The 20,273-nt window shown below is 63.6% G+C and carries 20 protein-coding genes; 8 read left to right on the forward strand and 12 right to left on the reverse strand.

The features are described from left to right. Window positions 1-716 precede the first annotated feature (716 nt). The 3 genes from KZO25_RS00980 to gdhA form a co-directional block, all read right to left on the reverse strand. Window positions 717-1,745 (reverse strand): IS110 family transposase, encoded by a 1,029-nt coding sequence (locus tag KZO25_RS00980; protein WP_223135556.1) that lies wholly within the window; start codon window positions 1,743-1,745, stop codon window positions 717-719. A gap of 508 nt (window positions 1,746-2,253) precedes the next feature. Beyond that, on the reverse strand, window positions 2,254-2,535 hold the full coding sequence (locus KZO25_RS00985) for a hypothetical protein (RefSeq protein ID WP_223135557.1): 282 nt from the start codon (window positions 2,533-2,535) through the stop codon (window positions 2,254-2,256). Window positions 2,536-2,912: 377 nt separating this feature from the next. Then, the gene (gene gdhA / locus KZO25_RS00990; protein ID WP_066443337.1) at window positions 2,913-4,265 is read right to left on the reverse strand and encodes an NADP-specific glutamate dehydrogenase; all 1,353 of its coding nucleotides are present in this window, start codon (window positions 4,263-4,265) and stop codon (window positions 2,913-2,915) included. A 252-nt stretch (window positions 4,266-4,517) separates the two neighbouring features. Between gdhA and KZO25_RS00995 the strand changes: the two genes are divergently transcribed. Further along, the gene (locus KZO25_RS00995; protein ID WP_066443339.1) at window positions 4,518-4,961 is read left to right on the forward strand and encodes a DUF2721 domain-containing protein; all 444 of its coding nucleotides are present in this window, start codon (window positions 4,518-4,520) and stop codon (window positions 4,959-4,961) included. 44 nt (window positions 4,962-5,005) lie between these two features. Next, on the forward strand, window positions 5,006-6,055 hold the full coding sequence (gene rlmM / locus KZO25_RS01000) for a 23S rRNA (cytidine(2498)-2'-O)-methyltransferase RlmM (RefSeq protein ID WP_223135810.1): 1,050 nt from the start codon (window positions 5,006-5,008) through the stop codon (window positions 6,053-6,055). A gap of 68 nt (window positions 6,056-6,123) precedes the next feature. Here rlmM and KZO25_RS01005 read toward each other — a convergent pair whose 3' ends face one another. Continuing rightward, entirely contained in the window at window positions 6,124-6,411 is a 288-nt protein-coding gene (locus KZO25_RS01005; protein ID WP_043512077.1) for an antibiotic biosynthesis monooxygenase family protein, read from the reverse strand. 31 nt (window positions 6,412-6,442) lie between these two features. Between KZO25_RS01005 and tusA the strand changes: the two genes are divergently transcribed. Next, a complete protein-coding gene (gene tusA / locus KZO25_RS01010) occupies window positions 6,443-6,694 on the forward strand; it encodes a sulfurtransferase TusA (RefSeq protein WP_066451194.1) in 252 nt (83 codons plus the stop codon). A gap of 98 nt (window positions 6,695-6,792) precedes the next feature. Here the strand turns inward: tusA and KZO25_RS01015 are convergent, their stop codons facing one another. From KZO25_RS01015 to KZO25_RS01025, 3 genes are all read right to left on the reverse strand, one after another. Next, entirely contained in the window at window positions 6,793-7,503 is a 711-nt protein-coding gene (locus KZO25_RS01015) for a hypothetical protein (protein WP_066451199.1), read from the reverse strand. A 137-nt stretch (window positions 7,504-7,640) separates the two neighbouring features. After that, the gene (locus KZO25_RS01020; protein ID WP_262488780.1) at window positions 7,641-8,639 is read right to left on the reverse strand and encodes a DUF3080 domain-containing protein; all 999 of its coding nucleotides are present in this window, start codon (window positions 8,637-8,639) and stop codon (window positions 7,641-7,643) included. Between the two features lie 31 nt (window positions 8,640-8,670). Then, the gene (locus KZO25_RS01025; protein WP_223135559.1) at window positions 8,671-10,119 is read right to left on the reverse strand and encodes an MATE family efflux transporter; all 1,449 of its coding nucleotides are present in this window, start codon (window positions 10,117-10,119) and stop codon (window positions 8,671-8,673) included. Between the two features lie 153 nt (window positions 10,120-10,272). Between KZO25_RS01025 and KZO25_RS01030 the strand changes: the two genes are divergently transcribed. Continuing rightward, on the forward strand, window positions 10,273-10,833 hold the full coding sequence (locus KZO25_RS01030) for an elongation factor P hydroxylase (RefSeq protein ID WP_223135560.1): 561 nt from the start codon (window positions 10,273-10,275) through the stop codon (window positions 10,831-10,833). Here the strand turns inward: KZO25_RS01030 and KZO25_RS01035 are convergent. Then, window positions 10,758-11,666: a LysR family transcriptional regulator gene (locus tag KZO25_RS01035; RefSeq protein WP_223135561.1), complete on the reverse strand. Its 909-nt coding sequence runs from the start codon at window positions 11,664-11,666 to the stop codon at window positions 10,758-10,760. The two genes, KZO25_RS01030 and KZO25_RS01035, sit on opposite strands and share 76 nt — an antisense overlap. 107 nt (window positions 11,667-11,773) lie before the next feature. On the opposite strand from KZO25_RS01035, the gene KZO25_RS01040 reads away from it, so the two are divergent. Next, a complete protein-coding gene (locus KZO25_RS01040; protein ID WP_316935338.1) occupies window positions 11,774-14,008 on the forward strand; it encodes a thiamine pyrophosphate-dependent enzyme in 2,235 nt (744 codons plus the stop codon). Continuing rightward, window positions 14,005-15,060, forward strand: coding sequence for an ACP S-malonyltransferase (locus KZO25_RS01045; RefSeq protein WP_223135562.1), 1,056 nt, complete (start codon window positions 14,005-14,007; stop codon window positions 15,058-15,060). The genes KZO25_RS01040 and KZO25_RS01045 overlap by 4 nt, the downstream gene beginning before the upstream one ends. Window positions 15,061-15,066: 6 nt before the next feature. Here KZO25_RS01045 and KZO25_RS01050 read toward each other — a convergent pair whose 3' ends face one another. Beyond that, a complete protein-coding gene (locus KZO25_RS01050) occupies window positions 15,067-15,546 on the reverse strand; it encodes a hypothetical protein (protein WP_223135563.1) in 480 nt (159 codons plus the stop codon). Window position 15,547: 1 nt separating this feature from the next. Continuing rightward, the gene (locus KZO25_RS01055) at window positions 15,548-16,444 is read right to left on the reverse strand and encodes a TatD family hydrolase (protein WP_223135564.1); all 897 of its coding nucleotides are present in this window, start codon (window positions 16,442-16,444) and stop codon (window positions 15,548-15,550) included. 126 nt (window positions 16,445-16,570) lie between these two features. Here KZO25_RS01055 and KZO25_RS01060 point away from each other — a divergent pair, with 126 nt between their 5' ends. Then, the gene (locus KZO25_RS01060; protein ID WP_223135565.1) at window positions 16,571-18,496 is read left to right on the forward strand and encodes an ATP-binding cassette domain-containing protein; all 1,926 of its coding nucleotides are present in this window, start codon (window positions 16,571-16,573) and stop codon (window positions 18,494-18,496) included. Window positions 18,497-18,606: 110 nt separating this feature from the next. Here KZO25_RS01060 and KZO25_RS01065 read toward each other — a convergent pair whose 3' ends face one another. Then, window positions 18,607-19,062 (reverse strand): universal stress protein, encoded by a 456-nt coding sequence (locus KZO25_RS01065; protein ID WP_066451234.1) that lies wholly within the window; start codon window positions 19,060-19,062, stop codon window positions 18,607-18,609. A gap of 106 nt (window positions 19,063-19,168) precedes the next feature. Here KZO25_RS01065 and KZO25_RS01070 point away from each other — a divergent pair, with 106 nt between their 5' ends. Then, a complete protein-coding gene (locus tag KZO25_RS01070) occupies window positions 19,169-19,723 on the forward strand; it encodes a preprotein translocase subunit YajC (protein ID WP_223135566.1) in 555 nt (184 codons plus the stop codon). Between the two features lie 8 nt (window positions 19,724-19,731). Here KZO25_RS01070 and slyA read toward each other — a convergent pair whose 3' ends face one another. Then, window positions 19,732-20,175, reverse strand: a complete 444-nt coding sequence (slyA, locus tag KZO25_RS01075) for a transcriptional regulator SlyA (RefSeq protein WP_066451238.1) — start codon at window positions 20,173-20,175, stop codon at window positions 19,732-19,734. Window positions 20,176-20,273 lie beyond the last annotated feature (98 nt).

Below are 20,273 nucleotides of genomic sequence, written 5' to 3' on the forward strand. Positions count from 1 at the left end.
GGCATGGGGAGACCCGCTCTTTATATGTGGGGCCGCTCCGCGGGCCGGCCCCTCGCCGGCTCGGGGCGTTCGACCGCCCTCGCGGCGGTGCCGCGAAAGGCCGGGCGGTCTCACCCCCATGCGAGAGTAGCGGAGCGCCGCCCGGGTAATCGTCAGGCATTTATTCAGAAGCCCCGGCCATTGGTCGGGGCTTCGCCATTTTGGGGTCTCCCATGGAGAGTAGCGGAGCGCCGCCCGCCGGATGGCCGGCCCGAACATAGTCAGGCACCTATTCCAAAAACCCCGAGTTCGAAAGAGCTCGGGGTTTTTTCTATATTGCTCTGCATAAAACTACCTGATTAGGCATAAGACTCAGCAGGCACCTCGGCGGGGCTGAAAGGTTGGCTGTCGTCGCGAATACCGGCAACACCGCCGGGAGGCCTGCGGCCTCCAGTCGTGAGCTGAAGCTACTTATATGGACCCGTCCCGTTGTGCAAGCCCGAAACGTATCGGCGGGGGGTGAGACTGCACGCTTATATCCGGCCTGTTAGCGGCACGTCATCGGTGCCTGGCCATGATGGGATGCGCGCTCTCCGAGCTGATCTCCTACTCGGCCTCAACATCGGGCCATATAGCTTCACAGCGTGGCGGAGAGCCGGTCTGACCTGTCCTGCCATCTACGTTCGTACCTGCGCAACCTCGGGGAAAAATCGTGACTATGTCATCGCGTCATCGCATTACGGGGTGGTCGCGTAGGCGGTATCTCGCACCATGACCGCCCAGCAGATCCTGCCCAGCTTGTTTGCCAGGGCGACAGTGGCCTTGGCCGCCCCACGCCGTGCCGCCAGGGCGCATGCCCAGCGAGCCAGTCGATCCGGCTGCTGCTGGCACTGAAAGGCGCGTAAGGCCGCTCGGGCCCCATGCACGAGTTGCCGACGCACCTCGCCGTTGCCCCGCTTGGAGATGCTCATCAGTCGTTCCTTGCCGCCGCTCGAGTGCTGGCGTGGCACCAGGCCAATCGAGGCGCTGAAGGATCGGCCATTGGCAAACCGTTTCGGATCACCGATATGGCTGGCCAGCAACGTCGCATTGACCGGCCCGATGCCGGGCACGCTCATCAGGCGTCGACACACCGGCGTCGCCCTGGCCAGCCGTGCCAGGCGCTGATCGTAGGCATGAATGCGCGCATCCAGCGAGAGCCACTGATCCAGAACATCATCCAGCACCACGAAGAGGTCGTCGCCGAGCTGGGCCCGGTGCTCGGCGAGTAAGCGCCGGACCTCACCCTGGCGAAACACCGAGTGACCCTTCGCCACGCAGATGCCCATTTCGGCGAGCAAGCCATGCAGCTCATTGCCCAGGGCCGTGCGGTTGGCAATCGCCCGGGAGCGCACGCGATGCATGGCTTGCAGCGCCTGCTGTTCCAGTGTCTTGGGCGCCACCCGTGGCGTGGCATCGCGGGCCGCTGCCTCGGCGATCGCGCGGGCATCCCGGGCATCGCTCTTGTGGCCCAGCACAAAGGGCTTCACGTACTGGGGAGGGATCAATTGGACCTCATGCCCCAGGGCCTGGATCTCCCTTGCCCAGTAGTGGGCACCGCCGCATGCCTCCATGGCGACGCGGCAGGGAGGTACCTGGGCCAGCGTCAGGCGTAAGCCCGAGCGAGACACCTTCTTGCTGAATATCTGGCGGCCTTTGGGATCGACTGCATGAAGTTGAAAGACACGCTTGGCAAGATCAATCCCGACGATGCTAATGTGATTCATGGATGGACCCTCTCTTCAAGATGCCGTGTGGTGCCCCATGCACCCAGATGGCGTTGCAAACTCATCTTGGCACAAGGAGGGACGGGTCCATCCCATTTCCTACAGCGGCGTGGCAACGTTGGTGGAGAAAGCCGCTGTTGGAGCGCTGGTTCCCATCGCGACTGGCGCCGATAGGCGCCTCGGCGGAGGCTGAAAGGTTGGCTGTCGTCGCGAATACCGGCAACACCGCCGGGAGGCCTGCGGCCTCCAGTCGTGAGTTGAAGCTACTCCTACAGCGGCGTGGCAACGTTGGTGGAGAAAATCGGTAAGGGGGGACGATTTATAACGTCTTGACCATCCGAACTCTTTCAGTGTGGCTCAAGATTGGCCCGATGGCTGATCAAGGTGAGTAATCAGGTAAAACGAAATCACCTCCGGCAATGCCGGAGGTGATCTTCGTAAACCAACCTGGTGGTGATTGGTTACCCGTCCCTGGGTAGAGTAGAGCGTCCGTGAGGGCTATCAGGTATTACCATTCCTGATCGTCATCCTCGTCTTCGACTTCCCACTCTTCCTCTTCATTCTCTTCTTCCCACTCCTCGGCGTCCCACTCTTCCTCTTCGTTCTCATACTCGGTGTCAGCGCCGGCGCCAAAGCCGTCATCGGCTTCGCCCTCAGGAGCAGTTTCCTGTGGTACAGGCTCTTGACCTTCTTCCTCATCATGGAAGTCGGCAAATGCCAGCGGGCTGGCTGCAAGACCAAAAGTGATACCAACAATACCGAGCTTCTTGAGGAATTCCTTGGACATCATGTGCATACCTCCATTGGAGTCTGACTTGAAGTGCCTGGTGAAGCCTGGGGCTTCGTTCGTCATGGCGGTGAAGAGTGACCTAAATAGCCTTGATCGAAAGCTCAACCCGCTCGTCTTGCTCACTCTGAGGAATGCAGACTACGGGCCAGTTCTGCCAATAATATAAAAAAACACTAGATATCAGGTTCTTATGGATTTACTTGCGGATCGGCTGGTGTCCGGCACAGGGTTGAAAAAGTGGTGTTATCTGACACATGCGCCCATGTAACACGTGCGAGTTGTTCTCACTTTCTTCGCTTGGCCGTCGGCTGTGAGGGGTGCAAAAAAACCGGCGCCAATGGCGCCGGGTTATAGAGAGGGGGTGTTGGTAGCTGTGTCTAGACTACGCCCTGTTCGATCATGGCATCGGCTACCTTGCGGAAGCCTGCAATGTTGGCACCAAGCACCAGGTTCGTTGGCTCATCAAACTCCGCGGCAGTATCGGCACACTGCTTGTGGATATCGGCCATGATGGCCTGGAGCTTGGTGTCGACCTTCTCCAGTGTCCACTGCTGCATGCTGCTGTTTTGAGCCATCTCCAGCTGGCTGGTGGCCACGCCGCCGGCATTGGCAGCCTTGCCGGGTCCGTAAGCGATTCTTGCTTCGAGAAAGCGATCGACTGCTGAGGCGGTTGAGGCCATGTTGGAGCCTTCGCTGATGCAATGGATGCCGTTCTCGAGCAAGGCTCGGGCATCTGCTTCCGTTACCTCGTTCTGAGTAGCGCTCGGGAAGGCGACATCGCCCTTGAGGCGCCATACCGCATGTCCGTCGGAGGGATAGTCCTGGGCGTCGATATAGTGCGCCTCCGGATGATGTTCGACATATTCACGCAATGAGGCGCGCTTGACTTCCTTGAGCAGCTTGAGGGTATCCAGGTTAATGCCTTCCGGATGGTGGATGGTGCCCCGGGAATCGGAGCAGGTGACTGGCCGGGCGCCGAGCTGATAGAGCTTCTCGATGGTGTAGGTGGCCACGTTGCCGGCACCCGATACCAGGCAGGTCTTGCCCATGATGCTGTCGCCCTGTGCTTCGAGCATGTTCTGAGCAAAGTAGACCGCACCATAGCCGGTAGCTTCCTTGCGACCCAGGGACCCGCCCCAGTTCAGCCCCTTGCCGGTGAGAATGCCTTCGTAGCGTCCAGTAAGGCGCTTGTATTGACCGTATAGGTAGCCAATCTCTCGAGCGCCAACGCCGATGTCGCCAGCCGGTACGTCTGTGGTGGGCCCGATGTGGCGATATAGTTCGGTCATGAAGGCCTGGCAGAAGCGCATGATCTCGCCGTCGGACTTGCCCTTAGGGTCGAAGTTGGAGCCACCTTTGCCTCCACCAATCGGCAGGCCGGTCAGGGCGTTCTTGAAGATCTGCTCAAAGCCCAGGAACTTGATGATGCTGGCATTGACGCTGGGATGGAATCGCAGGCCACCCTTGTAGGGCCCCAGGGCAGAATTGAACTGGATCCGATAGCCCTTGTTGACCTGTACCTTGCCGCCATCGTCGACCCAGCTGACCCGAAACATGATCTGGCGCTCCGGCTCGACGATGCGCTCGATGATGCTGTGCTGATGGTAACGAGGCACCGCATCAAGCAGTGGGCGCAGGCATTCGAGAACTTCTTCGGCGGCCTGATAGAACTCACCTTGGGCCGGGCTGCTTTTCCTGAGACCCTCAAGGGTATCGTGAACGTAGGTCATGAGGCTTCCTGATTGAAAGTGGATTGTGGTCACTATAATCCAATGCACCATTATGCAGCAACTGTATGGGTCATGCTGAGATTAGACATAGATATGAGTCGAAAAGCCTTTAAAAAGGACCTATCTTATGCACCAATATCGATCACTAAGAATGGTTCATAAACGACAAATAAACGATGCGCCTCTTCGCAACCCTGCCCGACGGTTGGCTGGTATCATGTATTTCCTTGAATAAAGCGGAGTTCCGGAACCGTGACCCTGACCACACCGGCCCTGCTGTTTCCTGCCATTTCGCTGCTGCTGCTGGCCTATACCAATCGATTTCTGGTACTGGCGCAGCTGATCCGCAAGTTGGCGGAGGAAGAGCGCAGCCTTCACCAGGACGCTACGACACGCCAGATTCTGCTGCTGCGCAGAAGAATCTCACTGACCAAGCGCATGCAGGTTGCTGGTGTGCTGAGTTTTCTGCTTTGCACCCTGTCGATGTTTGCCCTTTTCCTCTCGCTAGAACTGCTGGGCATGATTCTGTTCGGGGCGAGCCTGGTCACGCTGTCCGTGTCCCTGGTCTACTCACTCTGGGAAGTTACAATTTCAACGAATGCGCTGAACGTACAGCTACAGGATATCGAGGCGCTGGGTGGCAGGCAGAGCCGTAGCGGGCGCACCTCGCAAGACAAGCCGAAGGAGGTCCCTTGACGCAGCAAGTTCAAGCGGTAGAAAAGTCCCAGCTACCCGATCGGATGCTGTTCTATTGTCGCCCCGGTTTCGAAGCTGACCTGGCGGCTGAAATCGATTCCCGCGCCAGGGGACTTGGGTGGTCCGGGCAGGCGGAATACGACCCTCAGGCCGGGTACGTCTGCTTTCATGTGTCGGACGCACGCCCCGTCAACCTGCTCCAGCGTGAACTGCCATTGGAGGGGTTGATATTTGCGCGGCAGAGCCTGGTTGCGCTTCCGGGACTGACGCTATCACGGGAGAACCGTCTGTCGCCGATCATCGAACAGGTGGTGGCGAGTGGCTGGAACTTCGATTCCATCTGGCATGAAACGCCCGATACCAATGACGGCAAGGCACTCTCGGGGCTGATCAAGGCGCTGACACGTCCCCTCGAGTCGATGCTGAAGAAGCGCGGGGCGCTGCGCCGCAAGGCTGCCGGTCGGAGGCTTCACCTGTTGTGGAGCGATGGCGATCGGGTGCAGTTGGGGATGAGCTTCCCTGGCAATCGCAGCGAACTCCCGGGTGGTATTCGTCGGCTGCGTTTTCCACATGCTGCGCCAAGTCGCTCGACCCTCAAGCTGGAGGAGGCCTGGCATGAGTTCGTGCCGCGTGATCAGTGGGATGAGCGGTTGGCGGAGGGCATGCAGGCCGCCGACCTTGGCGCGGCACCGGGTGGCTGGACCTGGCAATTGGTCGCGCGAGGCATGAACGTCTTTGCCATCGACAACGGACCGATGGACAAGGCCTTGATGGCTTCGGGACTGGTGGAGCACCTGCGCGAGGATGGCTTTGTCTGGCAGCCTCCGGAGCGGCTCGACTGGCTGGTGTGCGATATCGTCGACAAGCCTTCACGGGTCACTGCCATGGTGCAGCGCTGGCTTGTGCAACGCTGGTGTCGGGAGGCGGTATTCAACCTGAAGCTGCCGATGAAACGTCGCTGGGAGGAGGTGTCGCGGTGCCTGTCGGGGCTGGAAGCGTCGCTGTCTGAAGCCGGCGTTCGGGCTGAGATACGCTGCCGGCATCTTTATCATGATCGAGAAGAGGTCACCGTTCACGTCAGGTTGCTGGACTGATTCCATCGGCAACGACGGTTGATGATAGAATCAGTCGGATGAGTTGAAAGCGGTCCGGGGCGACGGGTCTAGTAGGACGGTTCGTAGATGCGGATGGATTCATCCTCGGTCAGCAACGGCCAGATGCGCTGCATGACCCTGGAGCGCTCTTCGCTGTTATACCACTCCTTCCATGCACGAAGGTCGCGCCATTTGGTGATCATCAGGCGTCTGTCACTGTGCCCGAGTTCCATGAGCGTCTCGCCGCCCACGAAGCCCCTGGCTCCCAAGGACCAGCGGATGGCCTCACGGGCGGCCTCCTCATATTCTTCTTCCAGGCCGGGCATGATGCGACGTTCGATAATGATCTTGATCATCTAAGCTGGCTCCCTACACCGAGGTCAATCGATGGTTGATACTGCCGACTCGCCGCCGGATTTTCAGGCTGAACTGGACACTAGCGGTCTCTACTGCCCGGAACCCGTCATGCTGATGCACAACAAAGTCCGTGACATGCAGTCCGGCGAGGTACTCAAGGTGGTGGCCACTGATCCGGCCACTACCCGGGACGTGCCGAAGTTCTGCAGCTTTCTTGGACATGAGCTGCTGGCTCAGCAGGAGTCGGGCGAACGTTACCTCTACTTTATCCGCTTAGGCTGATGTATCGCCAGACCTTGTAGGAAAAGCGCCTGTGCTAAATGGCTCTTGTACAGGGTCTGGCTGGGGGCTGGGTAGGGGATGGCGTATGGCTGTTCGTCTCAGCCGGAGGTCGCCGACGCTTCGGGTATTACCATCAGTGCCAGGGCTTCCAGGGTGCCGGGGTCCTGCTCGCGGATGCGACTGGCGATGCTGCGCTGAAAGAAGTACACCATTCGGTGGCGGCTGTGGCCGGGGTAAAGGCAGGGGTCTCCCGGAAGCACGGGGGTAGACTCGATCAGTTTTTCATCGGCCAGCAGGGCCTCGACGTTACCGTCACTGTATAGGCGCCAGCCGAATACCTGCTTAAGCTGCCACGGGCCATGGTCGTCATCGACGCATAGGGCATGGGTGCCAAGGGTGTCTGGAAGCTGCTGGATGAGGGTGATGTCACGGGTCTCTTCGTAATCGAAGTAGGCGGCGGCATGCTCCAGTTCGTATACCTTGTGAGGCGGGGCCGTCTCCATCAGTTCCTCGGTTTCCGGATCTCGGTAACCCACGAAACTGCCATGCTCGGCGTCGTCAATATAATGACAGGGCGTGAGCGCCTCCATCCATGGGACCAGGCCCACCACCTCGCCATCCTCGCGAAGGCCCCAAGCGAGTATCGGCATGCCGTAGAAGGAGTCGGGGTCGGAGGCGAGACGATAGATCATCTCCAGGCCGTCGAGCTCTGGAGAGAGGCGTATCAGGCGTCGCTTGGCCAGCTGTTTCTGGCGCATCGTTTCCAGGTCGATGACCCGGGCAGGGCGGGGTGACATTGTCATACCCATGATCTCCCTCCAGATTCTGCATGGGCCGAGCTGTAAAGTGTCACGGCTGCGGCAAGGCTGACGGGATCCACACCTACCTACTTGTTCCCACCAATATCACAGAGTCACCGTGTAAGTTAAGCCTGACGAAAGGTTTTTCACTTACAGCGCTCAGCGAGCGCCTGCCAGTAACGTTGATGCGCGTTGCGTGTCGCGAGCAAGGCAGGAAAAGGCGCTTCGGGATTGTCCAGCGACAGCCAGCGGTCACGGTAGAGGGCGACGGCTTCGGGAGGGGTGACATGGCTTTCCAGCAGTGCCTCGATGGCGCCCAGCCAGTGATTGGCTTGTGCTTCGAGGTCGTCCAGCCATTCGATTGCCGGCTTCTGCTGGAACAGCGACTTCAGGTCGGAGCCGCGCATAGTCAATCTCTGGCAGCTTGCTGTATCGGCCAGGCTGGCTTCCAGCAGCGCATTGGCTTCACCGAGGCGCTGCTGAGCCAGCATTAGAGCCCGCAGCACTTCTGCTGTCAGCGGCCGGCGGCGAAGGGTGTCGAGGTGCCCCTCAAGGGTTGACGACGCATGCTGCCACTCCTGGCTGAACTGGTTCAGCGTGGCGGCTTGCAGCCACTCGATGGCTGACAATTGCTCATCGATGGCGTCACGTGAATCGGGTTCCAGAGGAGAGCTGGCCCGGGAGAAGCTGCCGGTCCACTCATCGGAGTCGAACAGGGTATTCCAGCTGACCAGTGGCAACTGCTCGGTCTTGGCAATGGTGAGTCGTGCCAGGCGGTCACGGTTATTCTCGGAAAGTGCCTCTGGCACGTCGCTGTGCCAGCAGGCGTGCAGGCGTCGCCAGAGCTCCAGTTCGTAGATCCAGCGCTGGCTGGGTGGAGCGACTCGGCCTAGCTGATTGTTCCTGGCAGCCACCAGCGAGGTGATATGACATTCTCGCAGGGCGTAGACATCGAGCATGCCCTCGCGGGTTTCGGGAATCTGGAACAGACGCTCGCGCCGTTCGGGAAAGGCGCCGATATTGGTGGGGGCTCCGGGGTGTGGCTCTGGCTGCCCCAGCGCCTCGGCGAGGTCGCGCTGGTAGCTCGTCAGCAGGGCTTCACCTTCGCCACTACCACCGCAGCCGACCAGCAAAGCCGCGGTCATCAGGCCGGCCAAGCATCGCTTCAGGCAGCACTCAGCTGCGCGGGATCTCGATTGCGCCATTCGCCACTCCCCTGGCCAGTCGCCGTAGTCGCTCGCCGAGCAGCAGGGCCGCCACTGTCAGGCCGGCGATCAGCCCGATCCAGTAGCCGTGCACCCCGAGGGGGCCGCTCAAGCCGGCAAGGCCATGCATGCCCAGCCAGTGTCCGCCGCCCAGCCCGACGAGCCAGTAGGCGACCAGCGTGATCACCATGACGATGCGGGTGTCCTTGTAGCCACGCAGCGCGCCGGCCAGATTGACCTGCAGCGAGTCGGAAACCTGATAGACCATGGCCAATATGACCAGTGAAACCGCCAGGCGTTGCACCCCGACGTCGTGGGTATAGAGGGCGATGACCGGTTCAGCGGTGAACCATAGCACCAGGCTGTTGAACCCGGCCACCAGCAGGCAGATGGCGATACCGTTCCAGGCCACCAGGCGGGCATGGTCGGGGCGTCCCTGGCCCAGGGTGTTGCCGACCCGCACGGTCAGCGCCATGCTCAGCGACAGCGGCAGCATGAACAGGATCGAGGTGTAGTTGAGTGCGACCTGGTGTGCCGCGACCGTCACCTCGCCGAGGCTGGCGATGAACAGTGCAATCAGGGTGAACAGCGTCACTTCGACGAAGATCGCCACGCCGATCGGTACGCCGACATAGAGCAGCTCGCCGATCAGTTTCCATTGCGGCGGCGCGGGGTCGCACCAGAGCTCGACATCGCCGTAGGCCCGGGAGCGCCGGGTATAGGCGATCATCGCCAGGCTCATCACCCACATGGAGAGCGCGGTGGCGATACCGCAACCGAAGGCGCCAAGTGCAGGAATTGCCTGTACCCATGCGGGCAACCACTCGCCAAACAGCTCGGTGAGCCCGTCGCCGCCATAGATCAGCACATAGTTGCTGGGTATGTTCACGGCCAGGCCCACCAGGCTGATCCACAGCGCAGGGCGGGTGTGGTTCATGCCGTCGGAGAAGGCCCGCAGGGCCTGGAACAGGGCGACCCCGGGCATGCCGAAGGCCACGGCGGAGAGGTAGGCGGCCGAGCGTCGTGCCACCTCATCAGGCACCTCCATCAGCCGGAAGATCGGCATCACCGTGAACCACAGCAGCAGGGCAGCGCCCAGGCCTAGTGCCAGGGCCACCCACAGCGCCTGGTGCACGTTGGGGCGGATGCGAGCGGTGGTGCCGCCGCCCAGCAATTGGGCGACGATGGGGGTGAGTCCCATCAGGGTGCCGGTCATGAACAGCATCAGTGGCAGCCAGATGCTGGAGCCCACGGAAACCGCCGCCAGGTCGGTGGCGCTGAGGCGCCCGGTCATCATCACATCGGCGACGCTCATGCCGGCCTGGGCCAGCTGGGCGCCGCAGATCGGCAGCGCCAGGGTGATCAGCGGCCGCGTTTCCTTGCGGCTGACGCCGGCGAGTTGGGTGAAAAAGGTGGCCAAGGGTCATGCTCCATGCAGGCGATAATGCCGCCAAAACGTCGTAAAGCCTGGTCTCAACGACCGAGGAAACCGGTTATGTTAGCAATTGGCGGTGATTTTCGCCCGCTGTACCACGTGTTTATAATGAATCCTTCTCTATGACCCGGAGCCCACGTGACCCACCGACTCGACGATGTGATCGCGCTGTTCGACGGACTCTTCCAGGACACTTTCAATACGCGGCTGGTGCGCGGTGGCGATGAGCCGCTCTACCGGCCGGCCGATGCCGGCTGCTCCTTTCATCGGGTGATCTTCGCACATGGCTTCTATGCCAGCGCCCTGCATGAGATCAGCCACTGGTGCATCGCCGGGGAGCGGCGTCGTCGCTTTGAAGACTACGGCTACTGGTACCTTCCCGATGGCCGCGATGCTGAGCAGCAGCGCGCCTTCGAGGCCGCGGAGGTGGCTCCCCAGGCCCTGGAGTTGCTCTTCACGCGCGCCTGCGGCCGGCAGTTCAATGTCAGCGTCGACAACCTGGGTGGCGAGGCGGAGGTGGACCGTGCCGCCTTCCTGGCCCGGGTCGAGGCGAGGGCTTCTCGTTATGAACGAGAGGGCTTGCCGCCCCGGGCGGCGGCGTTCCAGGCTGCGCTGGGGGCGTTCTACCGCGAGGGGCGAAGCCTGGACGACGCCGTCGTGTCAGGGCGCGCTTCGCTACCGGTGTCGCTGCCGGCCTGAGCCCATGCTTCCTTGCCCAGGGCCAGCAGCGGTGCCAGCGCGGGTGGGGTTTGGTGGGTCGGATAGGCGACGCCAATGGTCTGATGGATGACCAGGCCATCGATGGGGCGGCACTGCACGTCGTGTCGCGCGAGGATCTCGGGCCAGGCCGGCACCAGGGAGACCCCGACCCCGGCGGCGACCAGGCCCAGGGTGTACTCGATGGTGCGCAGGCGCGCCCGGATCTGGCAGCGCACTTCCACCGAGTTCAGCGCGGCGGCGAGTTGCTCCATGGCGGCGCAGGGGTGGCGCCAGATGAAGGGCAGCCCATCCAGGTCGTCCAGCGCGATCGACGCCTGCATGGCCAATGGGTGTCCGCTCGGCAGCGCCAGGCGATAGCTGTCGTGCCAGATCGGCTGAAAGCGCTCTCCATGGGCCAGGTCCTGTTCGCCGATGATGCGGGCATCGCAGCGCTCTTCCGGATTGACCAGCGTCAGGGCCAAGTTGTCGCCACGGCCGATGTACTCCTTGAGCAGCGTCGTCATGCGGCTGGCGCCCAATGAGCGCATCAGGCCCAGACGAACCGGCGTGGGGGGCGAGTCGGTGCGAAACAGGCGGCTGATGGCGTCCAGGTTCTCGCTGACCTGGCGCGCCAGTGGATAGAGCCGGTTCCCCTCCTCGGTGGCGGTGATGCCACGACGGTGCCGCTCGAACAGCGGCGTGCCGAGCCGCTCCTCCAGCTGGGCCAGCGCCGTGGAGATGGAGGGCTGGGCCACATGGCAGCGCCGGGCGGCGGCGCTGATCGAGCCGCTCTCGTAGGCCGCAATGAAGTAGCGCAGGCTGCGCACATCCATAAAGGTTACCTATACCTGATCCAGGATATCGATATTATCCCTTTAGCAAGCAGGCGCGCTAGGCTGTAGGCATTCACTCTCGCGAATGCCGACAGGAGCCCGCTACCGTGGCCGACCCGCTGCCCCAGGAAAAACTGTTCTTCTCTGCCCTGCGTTCCGGCGACTGGCCCGAACCCGAGCAGGCGTGGACGCTCGACGAGGCCGGACTCAGCCCCGCCGGCCTGGCCGAGCTGTTCGAATCCCAGCTCATGAGCCGCCACCTGGACCTGCATGCCCGGCGGCTGCAGGCCCGGGGCGAGGCCTTCTATACCATCGGCAGCGCCGGCCACGAGGGCAATGCCGCCATTGCCCGGGCCTTTCGTCACACCGATCCCGCCTTCCTGCATTATCGCGACGCCGCCTTCCTGATCCAGCGCAGCCGCAGCGTGCCGGGACAGACGCCGCTCTGGGACCTGCTGTTGAGCTTCGCTGCCTCGGCCGACGACCCGATCTCCGGTGGCCGGCACAAGGTGCTGGGTTCGAAGGCGCTGCATGTTCCGCCCCAGACCAGCACCATCGCCTCGCACCTGCCCAAGGCGATGGGGGCCGCCTACGGCCTCGGCCTGTGGCGACGCCTGGGCGGCGGTGGCGAATGGCCGGCCGATAGCGTGGCGATCTGCAGTTTCGGCGACGCCTCGTTCAACCACTCCACCGCCCAGGGTGCGCTCAACGCCGCCGGCTGGGCCGCCTACCAGGGCTCGCCCATGCCCCTGGTGATGGTCTGCGAGGACAACGGCATCGGCATCTCCACCCTCACGCCCGATGGCTGGATCGAGGCGAGCATGCGCGCTCGCCCCGGCTTTCACTATCTCAGCTGTGACGGGCTCGACCTGCTCGATACCTGGCGCGCCGCCCGGGAGGCTGCGCGTATCGCGCGCAGTCGCAAGCAGCCGGTGTTCCTGCACATGCGCTGCGTGCGGCTGTTTGGCCATGCCGGCTCGGATGCCCAGCAGGCCTACATGACGCCCCAGCGCATCAAGGCCGACGAGGCGCGTGACCCCTTGCTGGTCAGCGCCGGGCTGCTCCAGAGGCATGGGGTGCTCGACAAGGGGCAGATCGGCGAGCTCTACCGGGCCGTGGGGGAGTGCGTGGCCCGGGTCGCCGAAGAGGCGATTCGCCGGCCTCGGCTCGAAACTGCCGCGCAGGTCATGGCCAGCATCGTGCCGCCGCTGCGGCCAGGGCGTCAGCGGCCGTGGGAGGGGGACGTCGACACCTCCCCCGGACCCATGGCGAAGCTGTTGAACCAGTCGCTGCATCGCCTGATGTGCCGCCATCCCCACCTGGTGCTGGCCGGCGAGGATATCGGCCGCAAGGGCGGCGTCTACGGCGTCACCCAGAAGCTGCAGGCCCAGTTCGGCCCGCACCGGGTGATCGATACCCTGCTCGATGAGCAGAGCATCCTCGGGCTCGGGATCGGCCTGGGTCACAACGGCCTGGTACCGATTCTGGAGATCCAGTTTCTCGCCTACCTGCACAATGCCGAGGACCAACTGCGCGGCGAGGCGGCGACGCTCAGCTTCTTCTCCAACGGCCAGTACACCAATCCCATGGTGGTGCGCATTGCCGGGCTCGGCTACCAGAAGGGTTTCGGCGGCCATTTCCACAACGACAACGCCATCGCCGTGTTGCGCGACATCCCCGGCCTGCTGGTGGCGTGCCCCTCCAATGCCGCCGATGCCGTCGGGCTGATGCAGGAGGCGGTGCGCCTTGCCGACGAGGAGCAGCGCGTCGTGGTCATGCTCGAGCCCATTGCCCTCTACCACAACCGCGACCTGCATGAAGAGGGGGACCAGAAGTGGTGCTTCGCCGATCCGGGGCCGGAGCATCGCCTCGGCGTGGGTGAACTTGGTGCATGGGGCGAAGGGCGCGACCTGGCCATCGTCACCTACGGCAACGGGGTCTACCTCTCCCGGCAGGCCGCCGTGCGTCTGGAGGCCGAAGGCATTGCCCTGCGGATTATCGACCTGCGCTGGCTGACCGCCATCGACCATGACGCCGTGCATCACCACGTTGCCGAGTGCGGACAGGTGCTGGTGGTGGATGAGTGTCGCCGCAGCGGCTCGGTCAGCGAAGAGCTGATCACCGGCCTGGTGGAGCGCGGTATGGAAAGCCACCGCCTGCATCGGCTGACGGCCGAGGACAGCTTCATTCCGTTGGGGCGGGCGGCCACGGTGACCCTGCCCTCGGCGGATGCCATCGTTGAACGGGCGCGGCGAGCCGTCGGCAGGTCGGATTCGGCAGTCTCCGGCGTGCCGGCGGCAGCGTCCAGCGGCAAGGTATCGGCAGGGAGCGACAGCGAATGACAGCCTCGAATACGACAGTGACACGCGAACGGCTATTGCTCGTCTGCCCCGGCCGCGGTACCTACAATGCCCCGGAGTGGGGCAGCCTCAAGCGCCGGGCGTCAGGCAGCGAGTGGCTGGCCCGCTTCGATGCCCAGCGCCGCGAGGCGGGGCTGCCGAGTCTCAGCGAGCTGGACGGCGAGATTCCCTTTCGCCAGAGCCTGCATGGGAGAGGTGAACACGCCTCGCCGCTGATCTATGCCTGTGCCCTGGCCGATATGCAGGCCATCGATCCCGAGCGCTATGAAGTCGTCGCCGTCACCGGCAACTCCATGGGCTGGTATATCGCCCTGGCGGGCAGCGGTGCCCTGACGCCCGAGGATGCCCACCACCTGATCGGCACCATGGGCCAGATGATGCAGGAGACCCTTGTCGGCGGGCAGGTCCTCTACCCCTGGGTGGACGAGCAGTGGCGGCCGCAGTGGTCGCTACGCCGTGACCTGCTGGGGCTGGTGGAGCGGCTGCATGGTGAACAGGGCGCGGCGCTCTACCTCTCCATCGACCTGGGCGGCATGCTGGTCTTCGGCGGCAATGAGGTCGGGCTGGCCAGGCTGACCGAGGCGCTGCCGCCCCGGGAGCGTTTCCCGATGCGGCTGCATCAACACTCGGCCTTTCACACGCCGCTGCAGCAGGAGGTGCGGGAGGCGGCTCGCCAGCGGCTGACGGACGCCCCGTTCCGGGTGCCCAGGGTGCCGATGATCGACGGGCGTGGCCATGTCTGGACGCCCTGGAGCACTGCTCCCCAGGCACTGTGGGACTATACCCTCGGTGAACAGTTGGTGGCGCCCTATGGCTACACGGCGGCCCTGCGGGTCGGAGTAAGGGAGTTTGCGCCGGACCGTATCGTCATTCCGGGGCCGGGCGCGACGCTGGGCGGTGCCACCGCCCAGGCGCTGATTCAGCTGGGCTGGAAAGGGCTCGACAGCAAGGAGGCCTTCCAGGCCCGACAGGCCGAAGACCCCCTGCTGATCTGCATGGGCATGCCTGAGCAGCGTGACTGGCTGCTGCGCTGAGGCTCGCTATTCCGCCAGGCCCAGGCGCTCGTGCAGCCGCAGCATGACCTCGACCTCGTGCTCGGGCCGCATCGGCTCGAGCCCCATCTCGCCGAACAGCTCGTTGCGGGCACGGCTCCACTCGCCGCCGGCCAGGGCGGGGTAGAGGCTGTCGGCCGGTGCCAGTTCGACGAAGGGGTCGATGCCGTAGGTGTCGAAGAGGCGTGCCAGGGCGGCCTCGTCGTCGCGGATGCCGGCGGTGAAGAGGGTGGCGTTGAAGTGGTCGCTCTCCAACTCGCGGATCACGTCCAGCGGGCTTGCGCCAAAGCTGGTCAGCTCTTCCATGCTGTAGCCGTTCAGGGCATTCATCTCGTCGTCGAGCCAGTCATCATCCGGCTGTATCAGGGTGTGCTTGATGCGTCCGTCAGACAGCGCCCAGGCAATGGCCAGGGGCAGGTCGCTGTCGTCGCCGGTCTCCACGGCAATGAATCCGGGAATATCGGCCATCTCAGTGCTCCTCCTGCTGGAAAGTGCCAGCAACGTTGGGATCCTCGGTCTCTGCCAGCCGGAAGAAGGCCCGAGCGGTTTGGGACGTGGCCTGGGCCAGCTCGACTTCGCTGACTCCCTGCCAATGGGCGATCTCTCTCACGATCCAGGGCAGCAGTGACGGCTCGTGCCGCCTCCCCTTGAGTTTGGCAGGTAAATTGCGCGGCAGCAGGTAGGGGCAGTCGGTTTCCACCATGAGTCGATCCCGGGGGACTTCGCCGACCAGTTCGCGCAGGTGATGGCCGCGGCGCTCATCGCAGATCCAGCCGGTCAGGCCGATATGCAGGTCGAGGTCACGGTAGCCGTAGAGGGTCTCGCGATCGGCGGTGAAGCAGTGGATGACGGCATCCGGGAGATCGTCGCGCCAGGCATGCAGGATGTCACGCATGCGCTTGCCGGCGTCGCGTTCGTGGATGAACAGCGGTTTGCCGCACTCCACCGCCAGGCCCAACTGCGCCTCGAAGGCCCGCTCCTGTTCTGCGGGTGTCGAGAAGTTGCGATTGAAGTCCAGCCCGCACTCGCCTACCGCCACCACTTCGGGTTGCCGGTGCAGCTCGCGCATCGCCTGCTGCAGTGAGGCGTCCCAGCGGCTGGCATCGTGGGGATGGACACCGGCGGTGGCATAAAGCCCCGCATGGCATCGTGCCAGCGCTACGGCCTGCTCGGCATGCTCACGGTCGGTGCCGGTCAGGATCAGGCCGGTGACGTTGGCCGCCCTGGCGCGGGCGATCACCGCGTCGAGATCGCGGGCGAAGCTCTCATGGGTCAGGTTGGCGCCGATATCCACCAGCGGAGCAGGTGAGCGGAACCGCAGGGCCTCGGGCAGAAAATCATCGCTGGTCTCGGTCGGGTCAACCAAGGCAGAACTCCTACTGTCGTCAGGGCATCGGGGCGAGTGCCTCCGGAATGCATCGTATTGTACAGGACCACGCCGAGCCGGCCATGCGTTACACTAGCCGCCTCGATGACTGGATGAGGTGTGCGAGTGACCCTGCTACGTCTGGAACGGCTGCAACTGGCCTATGGCAATCATGTGCTGCTCGACGGCGCCGACCTGGTGCTGGAGAGGGGCGAGCGGCTGGCGCTGGTGGGCCGCAACGGCACCGGCAAGTCGACGCTGCTCAAGCTGATTGCCGGTGAGATCCTGCCGGATGGTGGCAGCATCTGGCGGGCGCCGGGACTCAAGATCGGCGTGCTGGCCCAGGACCTGCCGGCGGCTTCCGGCGAGACCATCTTCGATGTGGTGGCCGAAGGGCTGCCCCAGGCCGGCAAGCTGCTCGCCGAATACCATCATCTGATCCAGGATCCCGACCCGGACATGAACCGCATGGCCCAGCTCCAGACCCGGCTGGAGGCCATCGACGGCTGGTCCTTCCACCAGCGCATCGACGTGGTGTTGACCCGTCTCGGGCTACCCGCCGACGACGAGATGGCCTCGCTCTCGGGTGGCTGGCGCCGGCGCGTGGCACTGGCCCGGGCGCTGGTTGCCGAGCCGGACTTGCTGCTCCTCGACGAGCCCACCAACCACCTGGACCTGGATACCATCGCCTGGCTGGAGGAGCAGCTCGCCGCCTTCCCCGGATCGGTGCTGTTCATCACCCACGACCGGGCCTTCCTGTCGAAGCTGGCCACGGCAATCCTGGAGCTCGACCGCGGCCGCCTGGGGCGCTACCCCGGCGACTATGCCAAGTACCAGGAGCAGAAGAACCACGAGCTGGAGGTCGAGGCCCGGGAGCACGCCGAGTTCGACAAGAAGCTCGCCCAGGAGGAGGCATGGATTCGCCAGGGCATCAAGGCCCGTCGCACCCGCAACGAGGGCCGGGTACGTGCCCTGGAGCAGCTGCGTCGCGACCGCAGCCAGCGCCGCGAGCGCCAGGGCAAGGCCAACCTCAGCGTGGACAGCGGCGAGCGCAGCGGAAAGCGGGTCGTCGAGCTCAAGCATGTCACCCAGCGCTTCGGCGACGAGGTGGTGATCCGCGACCTCAGCCTGGAGATACAGCGCGGCGACCGTATTGGCCTGATCGGTCGCAACGGTGCCGGCAAGACCACACTGCTCAAGATACTGCTCGGACAACTGGAGCCGAGCGAAGGAGAGGTGCGGCTCGGAACCAACCTGCAGGTGGCTTATTTCGACCAGCTGCGCGCCGGCCTGGAGCCGGAAAAGACCGTCTACGACAACGTGGCGCAGGGCAGCGATCGGGTCACCGTGGGCGGCAAGGACAAGCATGTCATCAGCTACCTGCAGGACTTCCTGTTCACCCCCGAGCGTGCCCGCCAGCCGGTCAAGGCGCTTTCGGGGGGTGAATCCAACCGCCTGTTGCTGGCCAAGCTGTTCACCCAGCCGGCCAACGTGCTGGTGCTCGACGAGCCGACCAACGACCTCGATGTCGAGACGCTGGAGCTCCTGGAGGAGCTCCTGCTCAACTTCGAGGGTACGCTGCTGCTGGTCTCCCACGACCGGGCCTTCATGGATAACGTGGTGACCGGAGTGCTGGCCTTCGAGGGTGACGGCCAGGTTCGCGAATACGTGGGTGGCTATACCGACTGGGTGCGTCAGGGCGGCAGCCTGCCGCCAGCGCCCTGGGAAGGTGCCGCCCGCCAGGGGGTCGAACCCACGCGCCAGGCAGCCGAGCCGGCCCAGGACAAGAAAACATCCCAGCCCGAAGCGGCAAAGAAAGCGGTCAAGCTCTCCTACAAGCTGCAGCGCGAGCTGGATACGCTGCCGTCACGGATCGAGACCCTGGAGGCCGAAGTGGCTGACTTCGAGTCTCGAGTGGGTGATCCTGGCTTCTACCAGCAGGACGCCGACAGCGTCACCGCCACTCTGCAGGCGCTGAACGACAAGCAGGCCGAGCTGGAGATGGCCATGGAGCGCTGGATGGAATTGGAGGCGCTGGCCGCCGGTGAGTAAGCGATGATTCGCTACTACGTGCCGGCGGCGACCAACGCCTTTTCGCTAGTGACGCGACGCCTGCGTTTCCACAAGCCGAAAAAGGTTGTTGGGCGGGAGCAGGAGTTAGGTTATTCGGCGCTCTTTTCCCCCTTCTTGCCGACACGCACGGCAAGAACGTCACACTGGGCGCCGTGCAGCACCCCGGTAGAGGTGGATCCCAGCAGCAGGGCGAAGCCATGTCGGCCATGGGAGCCCACCACGATCAGGTCGACGGTATGTTCATCCGCGAAGCGGTGGATCTCTGTATCCGGCATTCCCACCACCACGTGCTGATTTTCCTTGGCGACGTGAGGGTCGGCAATCTCGGCCAGGCGCTGCTTGGCGTGCTCGTCGAGCTGATCCTGGATGCTGGTGAGGTCCATGGGGATATCGCCACCGTAGGCGAAGCCCAGCGGTTCCAGGGTATGCATGATGGAAAGCTTCGCCTGGTTGCGTTCGGCGATCTGCATGGCACGCTCGAGGACCTTGTGGGAATCCTTGGTCAGGTCGACGGCGACCAGGATGTGGCGGTATTCATTGCTCATGGCAGGCTCCTGCGAAACGGCATGGTCATTGGTGTCATGCCAACACTCTAGGACGACTGCCGAGCCAAGACAACGACTTGCGTCAAGATTCATTCAGGAGAAGCCGATGGTTTGGGCAATGATAATCGGGGTGCTGCTGTTGATGGTCGCACCAGTGATGTGGCTCAAGCCCAGCCCGAGGCAGCGCCGTATTGCACCACTGCGCAATGCCGCAGCGAAAGCCGGGGTCAAGGTGAAGCTGGAGACACCGCCGCTGCATGGCATCGGTACGGCCATGCCTGGCTATCGCTGGTCCTATCCGGTCGAGTCACCCGGTCCCCGGTTCCTGCTGGTGCGTGACAGTGACGCCAGCAACGCACTAAAGCCCTTTCTGGCAGGCTGGCGCTGGCGTATCGAGCCTCTCCGCGCCCTGCCGGACGATGCCCGGGAGCCGCTCGAGGCTCTGCTCATGCGTTTGCCCCAGGATGCCCTGGTGGTCGAGTCCAGCGAGCATGGCATCACGCTCTGGTGGTGGGAGTCCCAGGGCGCCGAGCGTTTTCTAACCTACGTGGCCGACTTTCGCCGCCTGCGCGATGCCCTGGCCGGCCATGCCGACCGGCCGCCGGCCACCCGTGCCTTCGGCGAGAGAGAAGGCGCTATCCCTCCAAAGCCTGACCTTTAGCGGGTGGGTCAGACGCCGCTTTCGCGGGCCTGGATTGCCAGGCCGTTGTTTTCGATATGGGCCAGCAGGGCATCCAGTTGCTTGACGTCATCATCACTGAGGCCTGTCAGCATCTCGCGACGCGCCTGGGTCACTACCTCGTCGATCTGCTCCAGCAGTGGGGTTGCCTCTGAGGTAAGGAAGACCCGTTTGGTGCGGCGGTCCTGTTCGCAGGGCCGCCGCTCGATCAGTCCCTGTTCCGAGAGCTGGTCGAGGGTACGTACCAGCGAAGGCGCTTCCACGCCGATGGCGCGGGCCAGGTCGCACTGGGGCTGCCCATCGCCGAGACGCCAGAGATGGTAGAGGGTGATCCAGCGCGTCTGAGTCAGGCCCAGGGGCGCCAGTCGCTCGTCGATGATGGCCCGCCACAGCCGGGGCAGGCGGGAGAGCCGGAAACCGATGTTCTGGTGCATGGGACTCCGCAATTGCGTTGAATTTGCCGAATTGTCCGGACCCGCAGCGTGTAATGCAACTCCAAGCGACAGGCGACAGGAGACAGTGACTATCAAGC

Source organism: Halomonas sp. ANAO-440 (assembly GCF_019915905.1).
Taxonomy (GTDB): domain Bacteria; phylum Pseudomonadota; class Gammaproteobacteria; order Pseudomonadales; family Halomonadaceae; genus Halomonas; species Halomonas chromatireducens.